The organism is Falsiroseomonas ponticola (assembly GCF_016805305.1).
Classification (GTDB): Bacteria; Pseudomonadota; Alphaproteobacteria; order Acetobacterales; family Acetobacteraceae; genus Falsiroseomonas; species Falsiroseomonas ponticola.
Window position 1 is genome coordinate 39,361 of the sequence record NZ_JAERQN010000007.1, and the last position, 21,088, is coordinate 60,448.

Below are 21,088 nucleotides of genomic sequence, written 5' to 3' on the forward strand. Positions count from 1 at the left end.
GAGGAAGGAAACAGGCATGCAGGACCCCATCATCAAGGTGCGCGACGTCGCCTGGATCAGGCTCGGCGCGCCCGACCTCGACCAGGCGGAGCGGTTCCTCACCGATTTCGGCCTGCTGCGGCAGGTGCGGACGGAGGACCGCCTCTACATGCGCGGCACCGGGGATGCGCACCACCTGCACATCACCGAACGCGGCCCGGACCGGGTGCTGGCCGTGGGCTTCCACGCCGACAGTGAATCCGACCTGCATCGCCTGGCCGCCCATGCCGCCGGCGCCTCCGGCGTGGAGGACCTGAACGAGCCCGGCGGCGGCAAGCGCGTCCGCCTCAAGGACCATAACGGCTTCACCATGGAGGTGGTGCACGGCGTCGCCACCGTGGCGACGCTGCCGGAGCGCCATTCCGTGCTGAACACGGGCGCGGAGCGCCAGCGCCTCGGCCAGTTGCAGCGGATCGAGCCGCGCCCCTGCCAGGTGAAGCGCATGGGCCATGCGGTGTTCAGCACGCCGGATATCGAGGGCTCCGTCGCCTGGGCGCACCGCCACCTGGGTTTCGTGGTCAGCGAGCATGTCCATGCCGAGGACAATCCCGATTTCCTGCTGGCCAGCTTCAACCGCGCCGACCGGGGCGAGGAGTTCGTGGACCACCACATCATGATGTTCGGCCGCCACAGCCGCGCCGGCCTCAACCACATCTCCTACGAGGTGCAGGACATGGACGACCTGCATGCCGGCCATGACTGGCTCAAGCAGCAGGGGCACTACCACCTCTGGGGCATCGGCCGGCACCTGCTGGGCAGCCAGGTCTTCGACTACTGGAAGGACCCCTGGGGCCGCGTGCATGAGCATTGGACGGACACGGATGTGCTGAACGCCGCCGTGGCGCCCCGCAGGCTGCCGAAGAGCCAGGGGCTGAAAAGCCAATGGGGGCCCCAGGCCCCGCAGGAATTCCGGGAAGCCGCGAGCGTCTGATCCCGCGCGCCGCCTCCGGCGGCTTCCGGGATCAGACGCTCGCTTGCCTTGCCCTCAGACGCCGGGCGCGCGCTCCGCGCGCTTGGCTTCGCGGCACTGGCCGCGGGCCGCATTCGCGGCCTCGGCCGGCCGGGCCGGCCGCCAGTGTCTGCGCTCGACAATGAAACGCCGAGTAACGGAGGAAACAACAAGATGCTTACCCGCCGCCTGGCGCTCGGCCTGATGGCCGCGCCGCTCATCGCCCGCCCGGCCCTGGCCGCCTGGCCGGACCGCCCCATCCGCCTGCTGCACGGCTTCGCGCCCGGCGGCACGGCGGACATACTGGCCCGCCTGATCGGCACGCCGATCGGCGAATCACTGGGCCAGTCCGTCGTCATCGAGTCCCGGCCGGGCGCCGGGGGCAACATCGCCTCCGCCGCGCTCGCCCGCAGCCCGGCGGATGGCCACACCATCGGCCTGCTGACCGGCGGCCACGCCGTCTCCGCCGCCTTCGCCCAGGGCCTGACCTTCGACCCCGTGAACGACTTCGACTTCGTCTCCATGGTCGTGCGCTACGCCTTCGTCATCGTCGTGCGCGCGGACAGCCCGGCGCGGGACCTGGCGGGGCTGGTGGCCATGGCGAAGGCCCAGCCCGGCCGCATCACCTTCGGCTCCGCCGGCGTCGGATCGACGCATCACCTGGTCGGGGAGATGCTGAACGCCGCGGCCGGCATCCAGATGCAGCACGTGCCCTATCGCGGCGACGCCGCCGGCACCACGGCGCTGCTGGGGGGCGAGGTCTCCGCCATGGTCACCACCAGCGTCGGCGTGCTGCCGCATGTCCGCGCCGGCACGGTGCGGTGCCTGGCCGTCAGCGCCGCCACCCGGTCGAAGCTGCTGCCCGATGTGCCGACGGTGGCGGAGGCCGCCAATCTGCCGGGCTTCGAGGCGCCCACCTGGGCCGGCATCGCCGCGCCGAAGGGCCTGCCGGAGCCGGTGGCGCTGCGCCTGCACCAGGTGGTGGCGACGGTCATCAACGAACCCGCCATGCGCCGCCGCCTGGACGATCTGGTGGATGGAGAGGTCGATGCCGGCCGCCCCGGCGACATGCGCCCCTTCGTGGCGGCGGAGATCGCGCGCTGGCGCAGCGTGATCCAGCGCCAGGGCATCCAGATGCAGTAGGGGCGCGATTCCGCTGGCGCCCGCGCCATCGTTCCTGCTATGTTCCATCCATCATGGCCCGGACCGCGCCACCGGCCCGCGGCCCTCTCCCCCCATCGGGGGGAGAGGGCTGGGTGAGGGGGGCGTGGAGCCTCCACAACCCCTCCCATTCATCCGCCAGCACCCCCGAAATTCGGTGCTAAACCCGCATAAACGGCATAATCGGCTTAAACGGGTTAGCGACTAAAAAGTCACAGCAGCGCCGGCACCTCGACGTGGAGCCGCATCGCCGCCTCGACCAGCTGCTTCCACACCCCCGGCGGCAGCGGGATGCCCGCCTCCAGCCGCCGGGCGCGTTCCGCATCGCCACGCTCGCCCGGCACCAGCAGGGCCTCGGCGTCGGGCGCCAGGGGCTGGGCCGCGATGGTGGCGGCCAGGTCGTCCACATCCGCGGCCAGCGCCGCCGGATCGCCGAAGGCCGAGAGGTCCAGCGCGATGGCGACGCCGTTCATGCCGTAGGTCTTCTCGCCCCGCAGCGCGGGCGCGATCATCGGGTTGGTCGCGACCAGGCTCGCCAGGCACTCGATCATCAGCGACAGGCCCGCCCCCTTCGGCCCCGCCATGGGCAGCAGGGTGGCGACCTTGGCGGCATCCGTGGTGTCGGCGCCTTCCGCATCGATCCCCCAGCCCGCGGGGATCGGCGTGCCGGACGCCTTGGCGCCCAGGATTTTTCCGAGTGACACCGTCGCCGTGGCCATGTCGAGCAGCAGGGGAGGGTGCTTCCCGCCCGGCATGGCGATGGCGATGGGGTTGGTGGAGACCACCGCCTTCCGGCTGCCCGGCCAAGCCATGAGGGGGATGCTGGCCGTCATCACCAGCCCCGCCATGCCCTGCGCGGCGGCCTGCAGGGCGAAGTGCCCGACGGCGCCGGCATGAGTGATGTTGCGCGCGACGCACCAGCCCACATGCACGCGCTTCGCCGCCGCGATCGCCTCCTCCATCGCGCGCTTCATCGCGACAGGCCCGGGCGCGCCCGCGGCATCCAGCAGCGCGATGGCGCCGGCCGCCTTCAGCAGCCGCATCTCCGCGGCCGGGCGGATGTCGCCGGCCGCGATCTGGTCGAGGTAACGGGGGATACGGATCACGCCGTGGCTGTCCACGCCACGGAGATTGGCGAAGACCAGCGTCTCCGCCCAGACCGCCGCATCCTGGCGCGGCGTGCCCGCGGCGGCCAGGATGTCGCGCGCGAAGGCCTGCAGGGAAGGGGCGGCGATGCGGAGCTTCGACACGGTCAGGCCTTCGCCACCGGGAAATGCACGTCGAGCCATCCCTTCAGGATGCCCGCCGTGCGCTGGTTGCCGGCGGCCAGCGGGAAATGGTCGGTGCCCGTGATCAGCACCAGGTCCTTCGGCTGCCCCGCCTTCTCCCACAGCCGGATCGACTGCTCCGTCGGCGTCACCGTGTCATCCGCGCCATGGATGAACAGCACGGGGCGCGGGCTGATCCAGTGCACCACCTCCTCCGCCTTGAAGTCGAACATGGATTGCGCGGTGTCGGCGGAGACTTCCATGAGTGCGTTGGGCGAGAGGTTCTTGCGCAGGTGTTCCTGCATCGGCACCACGTCGAAGCGCGGCACGGTCAGCGCCTCGCCCGTCTTCTCCTTGTGGGCGCGGTTGGCGGCGAGCATCGCCAGGAATTTCGGCCAGGCCTCCCCGGGGTGCTGGCCCATGAACTTGCGCTCCCCATGCCCCCAGCCGCAGGAGGAGATGACGGCGGCGAAGCGCTGGTCGATGGCGCCGGCATAGCAGGCGACGGCGGCGCCGAAGCTGTGGCCGATGATGCCGATGCGGGTGGGATCGATCTCCGGCCGCTGGCTCAGCCAGTTCAGCGCGTTCTTCGCATCCGCCACCTGATCGTGGCACAGCACGTAGCCGCGCTTGCCGCCGGACTTGCCGCAGCCGCGGAAGTCCATGCGCAGCACGGCATAGCCGAAGGATTCCAGCAGCCGCGCCATGATCTCCGCATGGCTCTTGTCCTTGGACCCGATGAAGCCGTGCAGCACGATGAAGGCCGGCAGCCGCGTGCCGGGCGGCGTGCCGTCCGGGATGTGCAGGTCGCCCGCGATGTCGATGCCGTCGGAGACGAAGCTGACGGGGGTGTCCATGGAAGGGCCGTGTCCTCTGCCTTGGCGCCGCATCGCGGCGCGGGCGGAGTAGGGCACGGATTTTCGAAGATGCCAAGCATGTTCGAAGTGAAGCCTATGCCGCCGCCAGCGCGGCCTCGCCCGCCGGGGTCAGGCGGTAGGTGCCGCGGCCGACGCGCTCGAACCATCCATGCACGTTGCGGAGCAGGATGGTGGGCGCGTCCGGCACCACGGCGGCCACGGCCCGCGTTGTCGCCGGCCCGTCCCTCAGCGCCCCGGCGCAGGCCAGCGCGGCCTGGCGATAGGCGGTCATGACCGGCTGGCGGTTGCCGCCGCCCGGCGTCGGGTCCCCGCGCCGCTTGCGGTGTTCCGCCACCAGGTGGGACCGGCGCCCGGGGTTCAGCCGGGGGCGATAGGCCGTCGGCTCCACCAGCACCTCCACCCGGCCGGAGACCGGCAGCACCGCCAGCAGCCCGAAGCCCAGCAGCCGGCACAGCCGGTGGGCGCGGCGGTCCCGGTCCCGCCCCTTGCGGGTGGCCGGCACGGCCAGCCAGACCTCGTCGCAGGCCGCCATCCGGTCCACGCCCTGCAGCAGCAGTTCCAGCGTCAGGCCCGCCTTCATCTCCGCGATCACCAGCAGCGGCGGGTCGCCGGCGCCCAGCGCCACCACGTCGCAGCCCAGCACCTCGCCCTTCGGCTCCAGCCCGAGCGACTGGAGATGCGCCTTCACGGCGGCGTAGAGGTCGGTTTCGCGGGGGCGGCGGGGCATCGCCGCGGGCATGCGCCCGGCCTGCCCCGGGCGTCAATCGGCCGCGGCGGCGGATGTCAGTCGCCTGCGGCGGGCAGGCGGATGCGGAAGACGGCGCCGCCTTCCTCGTTCGTGGCGGTGATCGTGCCGCCCATCTGCTGCACCAGCCCCTGGCAGACGGACAGGCCGAGCCCCGTGCCCCGGTCCTCCGCCTTGGTGGTGACGAAGGGCTGGAACAGGCGGGCCATCACCGCATCCGGGATGCCGCCGCCATTATCGGCCACGGTCAGCACGACGAAGCCCGCATCCGGCGCGGCGCTGACGCGCACGCGCCGCGGCTGGTCCGCCGGCAGCCCCGCCAGCGCGTCGCGCGCATTGCCGATCAGGTTCACCAGCACCTGCTCCAGCGGCACCAGCTGGCCGAGCACCCGCGGCACCGGGTTGCCCAGCGCCAGCACCAGCTGCACCCCGGCATCGCGCAGCGTCCCGCCCAGCACCGCCATCGCGCCTTCCACCGCCAGCTCCAGCGGCACCGGCTCGGGCGCCGCGCCTTCCTCGCCGCCGCGGGCGAAGCGGCGCAGATGCTCCACCACCGCCGCCGCGCGCGTGACATAGCCGCTGGCCCGGCCGAGCCGCGTGCCCACCGCCGCCAGGTCGCCCCGTTCCAGCGCCTGGCGCGTGTTGGACAGCGCGAGGCCGATCGCCAGCAGCGGCTGCTTCAGCTCATGCGCCAGCCCGGCCGACAGCTCCCCCAGCGAGGCCAGCCGCGCCGCGGCGATGGCGCGCGCCTTGGCATCCAGCTCCGCCGTCACGTCGGCCAGGTAGCCGACGATGTCCATGGCGCTGTCATCGACGCGCCCCACCACGGAAACCGTCACCCGCACCGCGATCGCCCCGCCATCGGGCCGGCGCACCGCCAGGTCGGCGGACCAGCGCCCGTCGCGGCGCATCGCCTCGATGCCCGGCACCAGCGAATCGGCGGGCAGCAGGATGGCGCCGAGCCCGCCCGCCGCCGCCAGCGCCGCCGCCGTCCAGCCCGTCACCGGCTCGATGCTGCGGCTGACGAAATCCTCCCGCCAGCAGCCCTTGCCCGGAAGCTGGCAGCCGGCGCAGGCCCAGACGCGGCCGCGGAACACCACCACGGGGGCCAGGGCCAGCGTCTCGTCCATCTCGGCCCGCGCCGCCGCTTCCCGCGCCAGGGCGGCCTGCTCCGCACTGGCATCGCGCATGTAGCCGACGATCTCGCCCCCGCCATCGGGCCGCACCGACAGGCGCTGCATGTGCATCACCACGTCGCGCCACCCGCCATCGGGCTGGCGGATGCGCCAGCGGCGGATCGCGCCGCCATCCCGCAGCACCTGGCGCACCATCTCGGGCCGTGCCGGCGCCTGTTCGTCATAGAGGCGGCTCCAATCCTCCTCCCGGTCCAGGCTGCCATCCGTCCAGCCCGTCACCGCCTGCACGTCGCCGTCGCGGTAGGTGAGGCGGGAGGACCCGTCGGCGGCGACGTCGCGCAGGAAGATCACGGCGGGCAGCCGGGCATGCAGCCGGTGCAGCTCCGCCCGCCCCGCCGCCAGCAGCGCCGCCTGCGCCGCCGATCGCCGCCCCCGGTCCGCCACCCGCACCAGCAGGGCGCAGAGGATGGCGAGGCCGGTATAGCCGAGCGCCGCCAGCAGCGACGCCGTCTCCAGCAGCCTGGCCGTGTGCAGCGCGCCCGCCGCCTCCACGCCCGCGACCGCGATCAGGTTCGTGCCCGGCAGCAGCTGCGCGACGACGAAGCGGACCGGCCCGTCCGGCACCAGCGGGCCCGTCGCCGTGAAACGGCCCGCGCGCTCGATATCCTGGCGCCGCGGCGCCGGCAGCACCGGCGTGCCGATGCGCGGGGCCCCGCGCTGGTTGGCGGCCAGCAGCTCCCCCTCCTGCCGCACCAGCGCGATCACGTCCGTCGGCTGGTCCGTCACGGCGGCAAGCTGCGGGGCCACATCCTCCGGCCGCAGCAGCGCGATGGCGACGCCGGCGAAGCTGTCCCCGGGCCCGGTCAGGCGCCAGGATACCGGCAGCAGCTGGCCCGGACCGCTATTGGGCAGGCCGAAGATGGGGCCGGGATGGCCCTGGCGGTGCTGCTGGAAATGCGCGCGGTCCGCCACCGAGAAGCTGTGATGCCCGCCCTCGGAATGCCAGATCACGGCGCCATCCGGTCCCGCGACGCCAAGCTGCGCGATCGCCATGGCGGGGTTGGCGAGGATGGCGCGGATCGTCGTCTCCACGTCCCGCCGCCGCGCCTCATCCCCCGGCGCGCCGAGCGACTGCCAGCGCTGCGAGAGGTTGCGCAGCATGCGCGTCACCTCGATGGTCTTGCCCGCGACCTGCCCGGTGGCGATGGCGATGGACCGCGCGCGGTCGAAGCCCGCCGCGGTCGCGGCCTGCATCACCTGGTGGGAGAGGGCGTAGGCCAGCACCCAGGCCCCCACCACGCTCAGCCCGAGGAGCAGCACGGCCACGATGCGGCCGATGGCGGCCAGGGTGCGCGTGCCGCCGGCGTGCCGGCCCGCATTGGCCGTACCAGCAGCGTCCCCGACCGGGGTAATCGAAAAGAAGTGCGGCACGGGTCGAAAACGTCCTGGACTGTTCCCGCCTAGTCAGCCGGGGCGGCCGGGGCGCGCCACGCAGGAGAGGGTTGTGCGGTCGGTCCGCCTCGTGCGCGCCCCCTCTAGCGCAGGCGTGAGCTTTGCAAGGAAGTTGATTCGTTAATTCGACGAAATCCGGACCTCACGCCACCCGGGCAGTGGCCAGGAAGGCGCGGACCCCCTCGCTCAGCCGTTCCGACTGCGCGGCCAGGTCGCGCGAGGCGCCGAGCACGGCCTGCGCCGCGGCGCCGGTCACGGCAGCGGCCTGGCCCACGCCCTCGACGCTCGCCGCCGCCGTGGCGCCGCCGCTCGCCACGCCCTGCACGCTGCGCGCGATCTCCTGCGTCGCCGCGCCCTGTTCCTCCACCGCCGCGGCGATGGCGCTCGCCACCTCGTCGGTCTGGTGCACGGCGGCGCCGATGCCGTGCAGCGCCGCCACGGCGGCCTGCGTCGCGCCCTGGATGTCGGCGATCTGGCGGCCGATCTCCTCCGTCGCCTTGGCCGTCTGCGCGGCGAGCGACTTCACCTCCCCGGCCACCACGGCGAAGCCCTTGCCGGCCTCCCCCGCGCGCGCGGCCTCGATGGTGGCGTTCAGCGCCAGCAGGTTGGTCTGCCCGGCGATGGCGGCGATCATGCGCACCACCTCGCCCACCCGCGTCGCGGCGGCGGCGAGTCGCGCCACGCTGGCATCGGTGCGCTCCGTCTCCTCCACCGCCTTGCGGGCCACGGCGGAGCCGCGCGTCACCTGGCGGCCGATCTCGGCGACCGAGGCGGAGAGTTCCTCCGCCGCCGCCGCCACGGCATTGGTCTCCGCCGCCGTGTGGCCGATGGCGCGGGCGGCGCTCGCGGCCTCCGTCGCGCCGCGGCCGGCGCTGTCGGACAGCGCCTCGGCGCTGCCGCGCAGCGAGATGGCGGCGCCCGCGACGCCGGTGACGACCTGCCCGACCTCCGCCTCGAACCGCGCGGCGAAGCCGGCGAAGGCCTGCGCCTTGGCCTCCATCGCGCCGCCGGCCGCGTTGATGTCCGCCGCCGCCGCCGCGAAGGCGCCGGGCAGGCCGCGCAGCAGCACCTTGCGGTGATGCGCGCCGAGGCTGGCCGCCTTCATCGACCCGCCCGCTTCCCGCACGAAGGCATCGGTGATGTCGAGCAGCCGGTTCACGCCGCGCTGCACCTGGCCGAGCGTGCCCGGCGCCGGCACGCCGATGAAGCGCGCCTCCAGGTCGCCCCGCGCGGCGGCCTGCGCCACGCGGGCGATGGCCGCCATGCCGGCATCCTGGCGCCGCAGCCGCCAGGCCGCGGCTGCGAGGGCCGCCAGCACCAGCACGCTGCCCGCGAGCGCGAGGGACGGGCCCGAGGCCAGCAGGAGGCCCGCCTGGCCGAGCGCGACGGCCCCCGCCGCGCCGACCAGGAGGAGCGGCGAGGCGCCGCGCCGCTCAGAGGGAGAAGGCGAATTGCTCATAGGGCAGCCCCCTTTCGGCCAGGAAGGCGGCCAGCAGCTCGGCGCCCTGGCGCTGGCCGGTCTTGCGGTCGGATGGCGCGGCCTCCGCGGCCAGCAGGCGCCGGTAGAGCGGTTCGATCCGCGCGACCTGCGCCTCCTCCGGCTTGCGGCGGTTGGAATGGTAGCCGGTGATCGTGCCGGTCGCGTCGCGGCTCGGCGTCACATGGGCGAAGACCCAGTAGTGGTCGCCGTTGGAGGCCAGGTTCTTGACGTAGCCGAAGAACTCGCCGCCCGCGCCGATCGTCTTCCACATCATCTCGAAGATGCAGCGCGGCATGTCGGGGTGGCGGACGATGCTGTGCGGCTGGCCCAGCACCGCCGCCAGGGTCAGGCGCGAGACGGTGAGGAAGGTCTCGTTCGCATAGAGGATCCGGCCCCTGGGGTCGGTCTTGGTGACGATGATCTCGTCATCGGCGAAGGGGCTTGCGCGACCCGTCGGCACCGGCCTGGGGATGGCCATGCGGCACTCCTGCGACACCGGCGGCCGGGGCTGGCCGCCGGGGAGGATGATGCGCCCCGGATGCTAACGGGATGCAGCCGGCGCCGCGCGGCGTCAGGCCGGGGGCGGGGCGGTGCGGGCCATGGCCGGCAGGCGGGAGACGCGGGCATACCAGGCCTCCAGCGCCGGATGGCCGGGGCGCCAGGGCTCGTTCGCGTAGCGGAAGTCGAGGTAGCCGAGCGCGCAGGCGATGGTGATCTCCCCGATCGTGGTCAGCGCGCCGAGGCTCGCCGCCTCCGCCTCCAGCGCATCCACCGCGCGGGCGACCTTGCCCTGCTGCAGCTCGATGTAGCTGCGCCGGCCTTCATCCTGCGGCAGCGCGATCTCCCGCCGCCGGGGCTGGGAGGCATCGAGGATGCCATCGCCGAGCGCCTGCTGGCGCAGCGCGTTCCAGCGCGCCGGGCCGGCGGGCGGGAAGAGCGGCGGCGCGGTGCCGATGCTGTCGAGGTATTCGCAGATGACCGGGCTGTCGAACAGCGCCATGCCGTCATCCGTCACCAGCGTCGGCACCTTGGACAGCGGGTTGAGGCGCGGCAGCGCCGGGTCCTTGCCCGCTTCCAGCCAGGGCTCGATCAGGTGCTCGATCCCCCGCTGGATGGCGCAGGCGCGCGCCTTGCGGACATAGGGGCTGTTGGGGGAGATGGTGAGCTTCATGGCGGGCCGCTTCCTCCTCGGTCGCGGCCAGTCTCATCCTGGCGCCGGCGCGCCGCAATCCGGGGAGGGGGGGCCTCAGCCCCCCGCCATGCGCCGCCCATGGTCGCGCATCCGCGCCTCCGCGGGCGCGAGGGAGAGCAGTTCCCAGCACCAGCGGTCGAGGTAGCGGGCCGAGAGGTAGCCATGCCCCTGGCGGCCGATCGGCGGGATGCCGTCCTGGATATCCGTGTGCGGGAATTCCGCGAAACGCGCGCCCCAGCTGTTGCGGAACAGGAAGTAGCCGCCGAGCGGTTCGCGCGCATGCGGCAGGAAGCCCAGGATGCAGACGGCATGGCCGCCATCCTCCACCATGCCCGGCACGGGGTCCGGCACCTTGCCGTAGAGCAGCGCGCTGCGGGACCGCCAGTTGTTCTCGCCTGGCGCCGCCGCGGCGTCGCGCATCATCGGCAGGGCGATGGCGGTGGCGCGGCCCTGGCGCAGCAGCGCCAGCACCCGCGCCGCGGTGCCCGGGCCCTGCGCATCCTCCGGCTCGTCGTCATAGATCACCGGGTCGGTCCAGCGGTCCTTGAAGGCCTTGGCCTGCACGGCGGGCGATGGCGCGGCGCCGGTGGCCCAGGCGGGGTCGGGCAGGGCGGCGATGTAGGGCTGGTCGGCCTCCGCGCAGATGCCGGCCAGCGACAGCGCCTCCATCGCCTGGCGCAGCTTGTGGTGCTCCGGCTCCGCCTGGCCGGAGGGGCTGCGATGCTTCATCGCCCAGAACAGGTACTGCTCCGACAGGTCGGGATCATCCTCCCCGGCCAGGTGGTGCGGGTGCTCCAGCATGGCGGCGACGGCGAAGGGGATGCAGGTGGGGCGCCTGCCCTGTTCGCGCAGCCGCCAGCGCGCCTCCCCCAGCAGGGTCACGGCCGGGCCTTCCAGGCGGGGCCGGTCGCGGGGCGGCCTTTCGCCGGGGAAGGGGGGGCGGCGTTCGGCGTTCTGGGTCATGGCGGGGGCCTCGGCGGGCAGGGCGTTCGGGAAGAAGGGCGGGACGGCGCCCGGCAGCGGCGCGGGCAGGCGGCGGCGGAGCGCCTTCAGCGCCCGGATCTCCCGCGGCTCCGACAGCGCCGCCGCCGCCGCCAGGATGGCCGCGCGGCGTTCGGCGCTGCCGTCGAGCAGCGAGGGGTTCAGCTCCATCCGGCAATGCAGCGTGCGGGGGCTGCAGGCGCCGGCTTCCGCCAGGCGCTGCGCCTCACCCCGGCTGAGGCCGACCCGCGCGGCGAGGCGCAGGAATTCGGCCGGTGCCTGGCGCCCGGTGCCGGACATGGCCTCAGCCCCTCGGCTTCGGGGCGGGGCCGGCGCTGGTGCCGCCCCATTCCGCGCTGGCGGCGGCCAGCGGCGTCGGCTCCCCGCGCCAGATCTCGGATTGCAGCACGGGGCGGAGGCGGCCCCAGATGCTCGGCCCCTTGCCCTCCACCCCGCGGACCAGCCTTTCGCTGGCGAGCGAATCGCTGGGGTAGTGCACGCCGGCGATGTGGCGGTTGACGGTCAGCCGTTCGGCCAGCGCGCGGCAGGCCGGCGCCATGGCCGGGCAGGCTTCCGCGAGCGTCAGGCCGATGAGGTGGGCGTGCAGCGCATGGCCGCTGGGGTAGGAGGGGTGCGGCGGCACCGGGATGGGCGGCATCAGCGCCGGATAGACCTGCGGCGGGCGCGGCCGGTTGTAGACCGCCTTCCAGTGCATGCAGACCATGTGCGCCGCGGCCATCGCCGCCGACATCAGCGTCCAGGTCGCGGGGTGGGATTGCGGCGTCATGCTGAAGAGCTGCGCCCAGTAGCGCGCGGGCTCCCCGGACTGGGCGACGAGTTCGTCCATCCGGTCCTCCCGCAGGTAGATCAGGTCCAGCAGCGCGGCGACGTCCTGCGCCAGGGCCTTGGGCGCATTGTCCGGCGGCGGCAGGGGCACCTGTTCCCAGCCGCTGCGCGCGAAGGCGGCCAGGATGGGCATGGCGCGCAGCGTCGGGTCCCAATGGCCGGGCCGCCAGGTGGCGCCGAGGATCAGCGGCAGCTTGCCCGTGGCCTCCGCCTGGGCCAGCTGGTCCGCCGTCGGGGTGGAAGGGCCTTCCAGCGCGCCGTCGATCGGCAGGCCGCCGCCGCCGCCCGGGCCTTCGGGCCGCATCCCGCCATCCCGCGCCCCAACCCGCCCGCCGGGGGACATGCCCCCGTCGCCACTCGATCTCGTCATGGTCCTGTCCTTGCTGTCCCTGCCGGCTCGTCAGGGGGGGAAGCCGGCCAGCAGAAGCTGGCGGCCATAGGCTTCGCGCCGCGCCGCGTCGCTGAAGGGGTGCTGGGGAAGGCTGGCATGCACCCGGTAGCCGGGCTGCTGCGCCAGCGCGTCCCGCGCCAGGATGCGCGCCGCCTCCACCTCTCCCTGCGCGGCGAGGGCGGCGGCGGTGACGCGCAGGTTCGAGAGGTAGCGCGGGTTCAGCGCCATCGACCGGCGCCCGCAATCGGCGGCGGCGGCGAAATCCCCGGCGACGTAGTGGGCGATGGCCAGGAAGTGCAGCGCGCGGAACTGGAAGGGATCCTCCGGCGCCAGCGCCAGCGCGCGTTCCGCCCGGCGAACCGCTTCCGCGCCATCGCCGAGATAGGCGTAGGTGGGGCTGCTGTGCAGCCAGGTGGTCGCGTCGTTCGGCGCCAGTTCCAGCGCGCGGGCCAGCAGGCGGAGCGCCTCGTCATACCGGCGGTGGCGCGTGGTGCGGTTGTGGCCGAGCAGCGACAGCGCCCGCGCATTCTGCGGATCCGCCGCGATGGCGCGCGCCACCGCGCCTTCCATCGCCGCCGTGTCCGCCGCCACGTCCCGCGACCAGCGCTGCCCGACCCAGAGGCTGAGCCAGGCTGCATGGGTCGCATGCGCGATGGCGGAGCGGCCATCGAGGGCGATGGCGCGGCGCAGCATGTCGCCCGCCTGCTCGAAGGGCTTCTCCTCCAGCGTCGCCATGGCGTGGCGCGCCTGCAGCACCAGGTGGTAGGCGCCGATGCTGCCGGGCGGGCGGCGAGCGGCCTCCCCCAGCTCGATCTCCTGCACCCTTGGGGCGAGGGTATTGGCGACGCTGGCGGCGATGGCGTCCTGCGCGGCGAAAAGCCCCGCATCGGTGGCATCGAAGTTGCGCGCCCAGACCACGGCGCCGCCTTCCACCGCCGTCAGCTTCACCGTCAGCCGCAGCGATTCGCCGCCGCGCCGCACGGTGCCGGAGACGACGTAGCGCGCGCCGAGCGCGGCGCCGGCGGCGGGGGCATCGAAGCCGTCCTCCGCGCCATCCGGCCGGCGGCCGGCGATCACCACCGGCTCCCGCATCGCGGCGAGGGAGCAGATCACCTCCTCCACCATCCCCTCCGCGAACCAGCGGGGCACCGGGTCGGCGCCGATGGCGCGGAAGGGCAGGACGGCAACGCGGGGCACGTCGTCCGACCAGGCGGCGGCGCGGGCGCCGGCGGGGGCGCGCCAGGCGGTCTCCGCCTTGCCCTCCACCAGGCCCTGCTTGATCTCCACCGCCAGCGCCTGCGTGGCGGCGGAGGGCTCCATGTCCAGCTCCGTGCCCAGATGGTCGTAGAGCGCGGCGTAGTGGCGGAGCGCGATGCCAAGCTCCCCATCCTCCGCCGCCAGGCGCATGGCGACGCGGCAGGCGGCCTCATGGGTGGGGTCGAGCCGGAGCGCCGCTTCCGCGATCTGCCGGCGCGCGGCGCGCGGATGGCTTTCGTCGCCATAGGCGGCATCGAGCGCGTGCTGCACCTGCGCGAGGGCGGTGCGCCGGCGCGCCGCCAGCCAATCGGCGAAGAGCGGGCTCAGATCCTCGTAGCCCGCCAGCATCTGGTCGATGCAGCCGGGCTGGCTGCGTAGCACCTCCGGCACCTCCCCCGCCCGGATGGCGGCGAGCACGCGGTCGAGGTCCAGCGCGAAGGCGCCGGGGGCCAGCGACACCTCGTCCCGCGCCGCGACCAGCGCCTCGCAGCCCCGGCGCTCCAGCACCTCCCGCAGCTCGAACAGCGTCTGGCGGAGGGAATTGCGGGCCTGGCGTTCGGCGACATCGGGCCAGAACAGGCCGGAGAGCCGGTCCCGCGGCACCGCGGCCGTGCCGCCTTCCAGCGCCAGGAAGGCCAGCAGCGCCCGCGCCTTCCGGCCTGCCAGCGGCAGCGACCCGCCCGCGAAGCCCAGCGTCAGGCCGCCCAGGCAGCCGATCGCCAGGGTCGGCCCGGGGATCGGTGCGCTGGTGGGCTCGGGCGGGGCGGCGCGGGCGGTGGCCGCCAGCGGGCTCATGCTCGTCATGACCAGTCCGGTTGTCGCGGTTGCGGGGCGGCGGCGGAAAGGCGGGGTGGATGTTGTCCTGCAACAATCCACCACGCGGCCCCCGGCCGTGGCAACGCCACGTTAAGAGGGCATTAACGCGCGTCTAACGCTCGGCGAACGCGGCCCGTGCATGGTGGCGTCCGAAGGAGACACGACCTTGCGCGCCATGCACGACGACCACCGCGGCCTGCCCGAGCTGGAGACCGTGGCCGCGGACTACCTGGAGCGGGAGGGGCCCGACCTGCTCGACCGCTGGGAACGCCACCAGGCCTTCTGGGAGGCGCGGATGGCCGCCGGGCTCGACCCCCAGCCGCGCGTGATGCTGGACCGGGTGGGGCCGGAGGCGCATGTGCTGTCGCGCGGGCAGGACCGGCTGCGGGGGGTGAACTTCGCCTCGCCGGACTACCTCTCCCTGTCCAGCCATCCGGCGCTGGCCCAGGCGGCGCGAGAGGCGATCGGCCGCTGGGGCCTCGGTGCCTCCGGCCCCGTCTGCGTGCAGGGCGGCAGCCTGCCCCAGCAGGTGCTGGAGGAGCGGGTGGCGGACCTGCTGTGCTGCCGGGATGCCACGGTGTTTCCCTCCGGCTGGGCGGCGACGCATGGGGTGCTGACGACCCTGCTGCGGGAGGATGACCACGTCATCCTGGACCCCGCCTGCCACCCCGCGCTGCGGGAGGCCGCGGCGCGCGCCACGGCGAACCGCCACGCCGTGTCCCAGCGCAATCCCGGCGCCGTCGCCGCCTACCTGGCGCTGCTGCGCCTGCGCCACCCCCGCGCCGGCCTGCTGGTGGTGGCGGAGACGGTCTGCGCCGCCGATAGCGGCGACCAGGACCTGCGGGCGCTGCGCGACGCCTGCCGGGAACACGGCGCCACCTTCATGATCTGCGCCGGGCATGACCTGGGCGCGATCGGGCATGGCGGGCTGGGCTTCCTGGGCGAGCAGGGGCTGGCCGGGGAGGTGGACATCGTCGTCGGGTCCTTCTCCGCCAGCTTCGGCAGCGCGGGGGGCTTCGTGGCGGGCAATGCCAGCGGGCTGAAGCCGGCGCTGCTGGGCTTCGCGGGGCCGCTGCTGCACGCCACCGCCTTCTCCCCGGTCCAGGCCTGCATCGTGCTGGCGGCGATGGACCTGCTGCGGTCGGCGGAAGGGGCGCAGCGGCGCCGCCGCCTGATGGCCAACGCCATGCAGCTGCGCCAGGGCCTGGCGGCGCGCGCCTTCACCGTGCCGGGCCGGCCGAGCGGCATCGTGCCGGTGGAGATCGGCAGCATCGCCGATGCGCGGCGCCTGACGCGCGCGGCGACGGCGCGCGGCGGGCTGGTGGAGCTGGTGGAGCATCCCGAGGTGCCCCGCTTCAGCGCGCGCTGGCGGCTGCATGTGATGGCGGACCATACGGAAGCGCAGATCGACCGAATGATCGCCATCGCCGTCGCGGCGCGGGAGGAAGCGCAGGCCCGCAGCCCGGGTTGACAGGCCGCGCCCGGCATCAAGACTGGGCGCATGCAGGAAGACCGGTTGCGCCGCCTCCTCGACCAGCTTCGCGGGGGCGCGGTGACGCGCCGCGACGCCATGCGGCGGCTGGCGGCCATGGGGCTGGCGGCGCCGCTGGCGACGCAGCTGATGGCGCTGGCGGGGGTATCGCCGGCATCGGCCCAGGCGAATGCCCTGGGGCCGGAACCCGCGCGGCGCGGCGGCGGGGGGGCGCTGAAGCTCCTCTACTGGCAGGCGCCGACGCTGCTGAACCCGCATTTCGCCACCGGCGCCACCAACCAGGACGCGTCGCGCATCTTCTACGAACCGCTGGCGGGCTGGGCGGCGGATGGCACGCTGCTGCCGGTGCTGGCGGCGGAGATCCCCACCCTCGCCAATGGCGGGCTGGCGCCGGACGGGCGTTCCGTGACCTGGCGCCTCAAGCCCGGCGTGCGCTGGCATGACGGCGCGCCCCTGACGGCGGACGATCTGGTCTTCAACTGGGAATACGCCCGCAACCCCGCCACCGCCGCCGTCACCGCCGGCAGCTATCGCGACGTGGAGGTGGTGAAGGTCGACGACCTCACGGTGCGGGTGGAATTCCGCCAGCCCACGCCCTTCTGGGCGGAGACCTTCGTCGGCTCCCGCGGCCTCATCATCCCGAAGCATCTGTTCGAGCGCTACACCGGTGCCGCGTCCCGCGACGCGCCGGCCAACCTTCGCCCCGTGGGGACGGGCGCCTATCGCTTCGTCTCCTTCGCGCCGGGGGATGTGCTGCATGCGAGCCTGAACCCAGACTACCACCTGCCCAACCGCCCCTTCTTCGACACGCTGGAGGTGAAGGGCGGCGGCGATGCGACGAGCGCCGCGCGCGCCGTGCTGCAGACCGGCGACTATGATTTCGCCTGGAACCTGGCGGTGGAGGACGACATCCTGCGCCGCCTGGAAGCGGCGGGGCGCGGCCGCGTGGTCTTCATCGAGGGCGGCGACATCGAGCTGCTGCACCTGAACCCGACCGACCCGAACCGGGAGGTGGAGGGCGAGCGGTCCCACCCCGCCACCACCCATCCCGCGCTGGCCGATCCGGCGGTGCGCCAGGCGATCGGCCTGCTGGTGGATCGTGATTCGCTGGAGCAGTTCATCTACGGCCGCGGCGGCCCCGCCACCGGCAACGTCCTCAACAACCCGCCCCGCTTCCGCCCGCCCCAGCCGCCGCGCGCCTTCAGCGTGGAGCGGGCGAATGAGGTGCTGGAGGCGGCGGGCTGGCGCCGCGGCGCGGACGGCATCCGCGCGAAGGATGGCGTGCGGCTGCGCTTCGTGCTGCAGACCTCCGTCAACGCGCCGCGGCAGCGCACCCAGGCGCTGATCAAGGCGGCCGCGCTGCGGGCGGGCATCGATGTGGAGGTGAAGGCCGTGGCCGCCACGGTCTTCTTCTCCTCCGACGTCGCCAATCCCGACACCTACACGAAGTTCTACGCCGACCTGCAGATGTTCACGACGGTGATGACGCAGGCGGACCCGCAGCGCTTCATGAACCAGTTCGTCTCCTGGGAGATGGCGAGCCGCGCCAATCGCTGGCAGGGCCGCAACGTCTTCCGCTGGCGATCCGCCGACTACGACCGCCTGTTCCGGGAGGCGGAGGGAGAGCTGGACCCGATCCGCCGCGCCGCGCTGTTCCTGCGCATGAACGAGCTGGTGCTGGCCGATGGCTACGTCATTCCGCTGGTCGGGCGGCCGCGGGTGAACGCGCATGCGAATACGCTGCGCCCGGTGCTGAGCGCCTGGGACAACACGCTCTGGCTGTTGAGCCATTGGGGGCGTCAGGGGGGCTAGGAAGGCGCGGCGAGAGGGGCCTAGGCTTCCCATGACAGGCAGGAGCCCCCCATGACCGCCGCTTCCGTGATCGAGGCCGTGCAGCCCTGGCAGCCCGAGCTGGCGGCCATCCGGCGCGACATCCACGCCCATCCCGAACTCGGCATGGAGGAGCATCGCACCTCCGCCCTGGTGGCGCGCTACCTGGAGGGGCTGGGGATCGAGGTCGCGACCGGGATCGGCAAGCTCGGCGTCGTCGCCACCATCAAGGGCAGGCTGCCGGGCCAGCGGGTGATCGGGCTGCGGGCGGATATGGACGCGCTGCCGATCGAGGAGCGGACGGGCAAGCCCTGGGCATCGACGACGCCGGGGCTGATGCATGCCTGCGGCCATGACGGGCACACGACGATGCTGCTGGGCGCGGCGAAGTACCTGGCGGCGAACCGGGATTTCGCCGGCACCGTGCACCTGATCTTCCAGCCCGCCGAGGAAGGCCGCGGCGGCGCCAAGGCGATGCTGGAGGACGGGCTGTTCGATCGCTTCCCCTGCGACGCCATCTACGGCCTGCACAACAAGCCCACCATCCCCGCCGGCCGCTTCGCCATCCGCAAGGGCCCCGCGCTGGCGGCGGCGGACAGTTTCACCGTGGTGTTCCACGGCACCGGCGGCCATGGCGGTTCGGCGCCGCACCTGGCGACCGACGTCACGGTGGTGCAGGCGCATTTCGTGCTCGCGCTGCAGACCATCATCGGCCGCAACGTGCCGGCGGTGGAGAGCGCGGTGCTGAGCGTCGGCGCCATCGCCGGCGGGTCGCTGAAGGCGTCCAACGTGATGCCGGCGACCGTCACCGTGACGGGCACGTCGCGCAGCTACACGCCGGCGGTGCGGGACCTGCTGGAACGCCGCATCGCCGAGCTGGCGCAGGGCCTGGCCGCGATGCATGGCTGCACCGCCGACGTGACCTATCGCCGCGGCGTGCCGCCGACCGTGAACCACCCGGAGCAGACCGAGGTCGCCATGGCGGCGGCGGCCGATCTGGTGGGGGAGGGGCTGCTGGACCGGAACATGACCCCCGTGATGGGGGCCGAGGATTTCGGCCTGATGCTGGAGAAGCGGCCAGGCGCCTTCATGTTCCTGGGCGGCGGCACGGGGCCGGATGGCGTCTCCCCCAACGTCCATACGCCGCTGTTCGACTTCAACGACGACATCATCCCGATGGGCGTCGCCTACTGGGCCAGCGTCGTGGCGCAGGAGTTGGGCGGCCAGCGCCGCTGAAAAGGGCGATCGGGGCGTTGCCGAAAATGGCTGGCGGCGCCGCCACAATCCTGTAGCGTTGCGCGAGACAGGGGTGCGGGGTGGACGGGCCGGGCAACGGCCCGCCACGCCGAATGAGGCAATCATCGGGAGAGTTGGGATGACGGAAGACGAACTCCGCGCGCTGATCGGCCGGGTCAAGAAGGGCACGCTCTCGCGACGAGGTTTCGTGAAGCGGGTTGCCGCGGTGGGGCTGACGGCGCCGATGGCGACGCAGCTCCTGGCCGTGACGGGCGCGGCGCCGGCGGCCGCGCAATCCATGCCGCCCTACCGGCCGACGCGGCGCGGCGGCGGCGGGCCGCTGAAGATCCTCTACTGGCAGGCGGCGACGCTGCTGAACCCGCATTTCGCCAATGGCAGCACCAACCAGGAAGCGGCGCGCGTCTTCTACGAACCGCTGGCCGGCTGGGCCGCCGATGGCACGCTGGTGCCGATCCTCGCCGCCGAGATCCCGAGCCGGGAGGCCGGCACGCTGGCGGCGGATGGCAGGTCCGTCACCTGGAAGCTGAAGCAGGGCGTCACCTGGCATGACGGCACGCCCTTCACGGCGGATGACGTCGTCTTCAACTGGGAATACGCGCGCAACCCCGCCAATGCCACGGTGACGTCCGGCAGCTACAAGGACATCAACGTCGTCAAGGTGGACAGCCACACCGTCCGCGTGGAGTTCCCGAAGCCCACCCCCTTCTGGGCCGATGCCTTCGTCGCCACGCGCGGCATGCTGATCCCGAAGCACCTGTTCCAGAACTTCGCGGGCGCCAATTCGCGCGACGCGCCGGCCAACCTGCGCCCCGTCGGCACCGGCCCCTACCGCTTCGTCAGCTTCGCGCCGGGTGACCTGCTGCGCGGCGAGCTGAACCCCAACTACCACATGCCGAACCGGCCGCATTTCGACACGATCGAGATCAAGGGCGGCGGCGATGCCGTCTCCGCCGCGCGGGCCGTGCTGCAGACCGCGGATTTCGACTTCGCCTGGAACCTGCAGGTGGAGGAGGAGGTGCTGGGGCGCCTGGAAGCCGCGGGGCGCGGCCGCGTCAATGTCGTGGACAGCGGCAACATCGAGTTCATCCAGCTCAACGTCACCGACCCGAACACGGAAGTGGATGGGGAGCGTTCGTCGATCCGCACGACGCATCCGGCCTTCTCCGACCCCGCGGTGCGGCAGGCCATGAACTTCCTCTGCGACAAGAATTCGCTGCAGCAATTCATCTATGGCCGCGCGGGCCGCGCCACGGCCAACTTCCTCAACAACCCGCCGCGCTACCGGTCGGAGGCCATGCGCTCCGAATTCAGCGTGCAGAAGGCGAATGAGGTGCTGGACGCGGCGGGCTGGGTGCGGGGCCGCGACGGCATCCGCGCCAAGGGCAATGTCCGGCTGCGCTTCGTGTACCAGACCTCCGTCAACGCGCCGCGGCAGCGCACCCAGGCGCTGATCAAGCAGGCGGCGCAGCGCGCGGGCATCGACCTGGAACTGAAGTCGGTGGTGGCGACGGTGTTCTTCTCCTCCGACGTCGCGAACCCGGATACCTATCCGAAGTTCTACGCCGACATGCAGATGTACACGACGACGATGACGGAGGCCGATCCGCAGACCTTCATGAACCAGTACGTCTCCTGGGAGGTCAGCCAGAAGTCGAACAACTGGCAGGGGCGCAACGTGCTGCGCTTCCGCAACGAGGAATATGACCGCATCTTCCGCGAGGCGGATGGGGAGATGGACCCGGTCAAGCGCACCGCGATGCTGATCCGGCTGAACGACATCGTCTGCGGCAGCCACCACATCATCCCGCTGCTGAGCCGGCCCAACGTCTCCGGCCAGATCAACGCCATGCGCACCAACCTCAGCGGCTGGGACAACTACCACTGGATGATCGGGGATTGGTACAAGGAAGCCTGAGCT

At 73.1% G+C, this 21,088-nt stretch carries 16 protein-coding genes; 6 read left to right on the forward strand and 10 right to left on the reverse strand.

Going from position 1 to position 21,088, the window contains the following annotated elements:
* Positions 1–16 precede the first annotated feature (16 nt).
* Together JJI54_RS19710 and JJI54_RS19715 are read left to right on the forward strand one after the other, a co-directional pair.
* The gene (locus JJI54_RS19710; protein WP_203074777.1) at positions 17–970 is read left to right on the forward strand and encodes a VOC family protein; all 954 of its coding nucleotides are present in this window, start codon (positions 17–19) and stop codon (positions 968–970) included.
* A 192-nt stretch (positions 971–1,162) separates the two neighbouring features.
* Positions 1,163–2,131, forward strand: coding sequence for a Bug family tripartite tricarboxylate transporter substrate binding protein (locus tag JJI54_RS19715; RefSeq protein WP_203074778.1), 969 nt, complete (start codon positions 1,163–1,165; stop codon positions 2,129–2,131).
* Between the two features lie 230 nt (positions 2,132–2,361).
* On the opposite strand, the gene JJI54_RS19720 is transcribed toward JJI54_RS19715, so the two are convergent.
* The 10 genes from JJI54_RS19720 to JJI54_RS19765 all read right to left on the reverse strand — a co-directional run bounded on the left by JJI54_RS19720 (position 2,362) and on the right by JJI54_RS19765 (position 14,579).
* Entirely contained in the window at positions 2,362–3,399 is a 1,038-nt protein-coding gene (locus tag JJI54_RS19720; RefSeq protein ID WP_203074779.1) for an Ldh family oxidoreductase, read from the reverse strand.
* 2 nt (positions 3,400–3,401) lie between these two features.
* Entirely contained in the window at positions 3,402–4,274 is an 873-nt protein-coding gene (locus JJI54_RS19725; RefSeq protein WP_203074780.1) for an alpha/beta hydrolase, read from the reverse strand.
* Positions 4,275–4,368: 94 nt separating this feature from the next.
* Positions 4,369–5,022, reverse strand: a complete 654-nt coding sequence (locus tag JJI54_RS19730; protein WP_203074781.1) for a DUF2161 family putative PD-(D/E)XK-type phosphodiesterase — start codon at positions 5,020–5,022, stop codon at positions 4,369–4,371.
* A gap of 56 nt (positions 5,023–5,078) precedes the next feature.
* Entirely contained in the window at positions 5,079–7,607 is a 2,529-nt protein-coding gene (locus JJI54_RS32980; RefSeq protein ID WP_203074782.1) for an ATP-binding protein, read from the reverse strand.
* 163 nt (positions 7,608–7,770) lie between these two features.
* Positions 7,771–9,087, reverse strand: coding sequence for a methyl-accepting chemotaxis protein (locus JJI54_RS19740; protein ID WP_203074783.1), 1,317 nt, complete (start codon positions 9,085–9,087; stop codon positions 7,771–7,773).
* Positions 9,062–9,586: a PAS domain-containing protein gene (locus tag JJI54_RS19745; protein ID WP_203074784.1), complete on the reverse strand. Its 525-nt coding sequence runs from the start codon at positions 9,584–9,586 to the stop codon at positions 9,062–9,064. The genes JJI54_RS19740 and JJI54_RS19745 overlap by 26 nt, the downstream gene beginning before the upstream one ends.
* 93 nt (positions 9,587–9,679) lie before the next feature.
* The gene (locus JJI54_RS19750; RefSeq protein ID WP_203074785.1) at positions 9,680–10,279 is read right to left on the reverse strand and encodes a glutathione S-transferase N-terminal domain-containing protein; all 600 of its coding nucleotides are present in this window, start codon (positions 10,277–10,279) and stop codon (positions 9,680–9,682) included.
* 75 nt (positions 10,280–10,354) lie between these two features.
* A complete protein-coding gene (locus JJI54_RS19755) occupies positions 10,355–11,581 on the reverse strand; it encodes a C1 family peptidase (RefSeq protein WP_203074786.1) in 1,227 nt (408 codons plus the stop codon).
* Between the two features lie 4 nt (positions 11,582–11,585).
* Positions 11,586–12,431: a phosphatase PAP2 family protein gene (locus JJI54_RS19760; protein WP_203074787.1), complete on the reverse strand. Its 846-nt coding sequence runs from the start codon at positions 12,429–12,431 to the stop codon at positions 11,586–11,588.
* Between the two features lie 96 nt (positions 12,432–12,527).
* Positions 12,528–14,579, reverse strand: a complete 2,052-nt coding sequence (locus JJI54_RS19765; protein WP_203074788.1) for a BTAD domain-containing putative transcriptional regulator — start codon at positions 14,577–14,579, stop codon at positions 12,528–12,530.
* 187 nt (positions 14,580–14,766) lie between these two features.
* Here JJI54_RS19765 and JJI54_RS19770 point away from each other — a divergent pair, with 187 nt between their 5' ends.
* From JJI54_RS19770 to JJI54_RS19785, 4 genes are all read left to right on the forward strand, one after another.
* Entirely contained in the window at positions 14,767–16,062 is a 1,296-nt protein-coding gene (locus tag JJI54_RS19770; protein ID WP_226381955.1) for an aminotransferase class I/II-fold pyridoxal phosphate-dependent enzyme, read from the forward strand.
* Between the two features lie 45 nt (positions 16,063–16,107).
* Entirely contained in the window at positions 16,108–17,895 is a 1,788-nt protein-coding gene (locus JJI54_RS19775) for a peptide ABC transporter substrate-binding protein (RefSeq protein ID WP_226381938.1), read from the forward strand.
* Positions 17,896–17,946: 51 nt separating this feature from the next.
* Complete coding sequence (locus tag JJI54_RS19780; protein WP_203074791.1) at positions 17,947–19,149, forward strand: M20 aminoacylase family protein; 1,203 nt, start codon at positions 17,947–17,949, stop codon at positions 19,147–19,149.
* Positions 19,150–19,288: 139 nt separating this feature from the next.
* Complete coding sequence (locus JJI54_RS19785) at positions 19,289–21,085, forward strand: peptide ABC transporter substrate-binding protein (protein WP_203074792.1); 1,797 nt, start codon at positions 19,289–19,291, stop codon at positions 21,083–21,085.
* Positions 21,086–21,088 lie beyond the last annotated feature (3 nt).

What these genes read in the sequence shown, in the direction of transcription:
- JJI54_RS19755 (WP_203074786.1), bottom strand. Translation starts at nt 11,581, where the DNA reads ATGTCCGGCACCGGGCGCCAGGCACCGGCCGAATTCCTGCGCCTCGCC.
- JJI54_RS19725 (WP_203074780.1), bottom strand. Translation starts at nt 4,274, where the DNA reads ATGGACACCCCCGTCAGCTTCGTCTCCGACGGCATCGACATCGCGGGC.
- JJI54_RS19750 (WP_203074785.1), bottom strand. Translation starts at nt 10,279, where the DNA reads ATGAAGCTCACCATCTCCCCCAACAGCCCCTATGTCCGCAAGGCGCGC.
- JJI54_RS19745 (WP_203074784.1), bottom strand. Translation starts at nt 9,586, where the DNA reads ATGGCCATCCCCAGGCCGGTGCCGACGGGTCGCGCAAGCCCCTTCGCC.
- JJI54_RS19765 (WP_203074788.1), bottom strand. Translation starts at nt 14,579, where the DNA reads ATGACGAGCATGAGCCCGCTGGCGGCCACCGCCCGCGCCGCCCCGCCC.
- JJI54_RS19780 (WP_203074791.1), top strand. Translation starts at nt 17,947, where the DNA reads ATGACCGCCGCTTCCGTGATCGAGGCCGTGCAGCCCTGGCAGCCCGAG.
- JJI54_RS19785 (WP_203074792.1), top strand. Translation starts at nt 19,289, where the DNA reads ATGACGGAAGACGAACTCCGCGCGCTGATCGGCCGGGTCAAGAAGGGC.
- JJI54_RS19715 (WP_203074778.1), top strand. Translation starts at nt 1,163, where the DNA reads ATGCTTACCCGCCGCCTGGCGCTCGGCCTGATGGCCGCGCCGCTCATC.
- JJI54_RS19740 (WP_203074783.1), bottom strand. Translation starts at nt 9,087, where the DNA reads ATGAGCAATTCGCCTTCTCCCTCTGAGCGGCGCGGCGCCTCGCCGCTC.
- JJI54_RS19760 (WP_203074787.1), bottom strand. Translation starts at nt 12,431, where the DNA reads ATGCGGCCCGAAGGCCCGGGCGGCGGCGGCGGCCTGCCGATCGACGGC.
- JJI54_RS19730 (WP_203074781.1), bottom strand. Translation starts at nt 5,022, where the DNA reads ATGCCCCGCCGCCCCCGCGAAACCGACCTCTACGCCGCCGTGAAGGCG.
- JJI54_RS19770 (WP_226381955.1), top strand. Translation starts at nt 14,767, where the DNA reads ATGCACGACGACCACCGCGGCCTGCCCGAGCTGGAGACCGTGGCCGCG.
- JJI54_RS19710 (WP_203074777.1), top strand. Translation starts at nt 17, where the DNA reads ATGCAGGACCCCATCATCAAGGTGCGCGACGTCGCCTGGATCAGGCTC.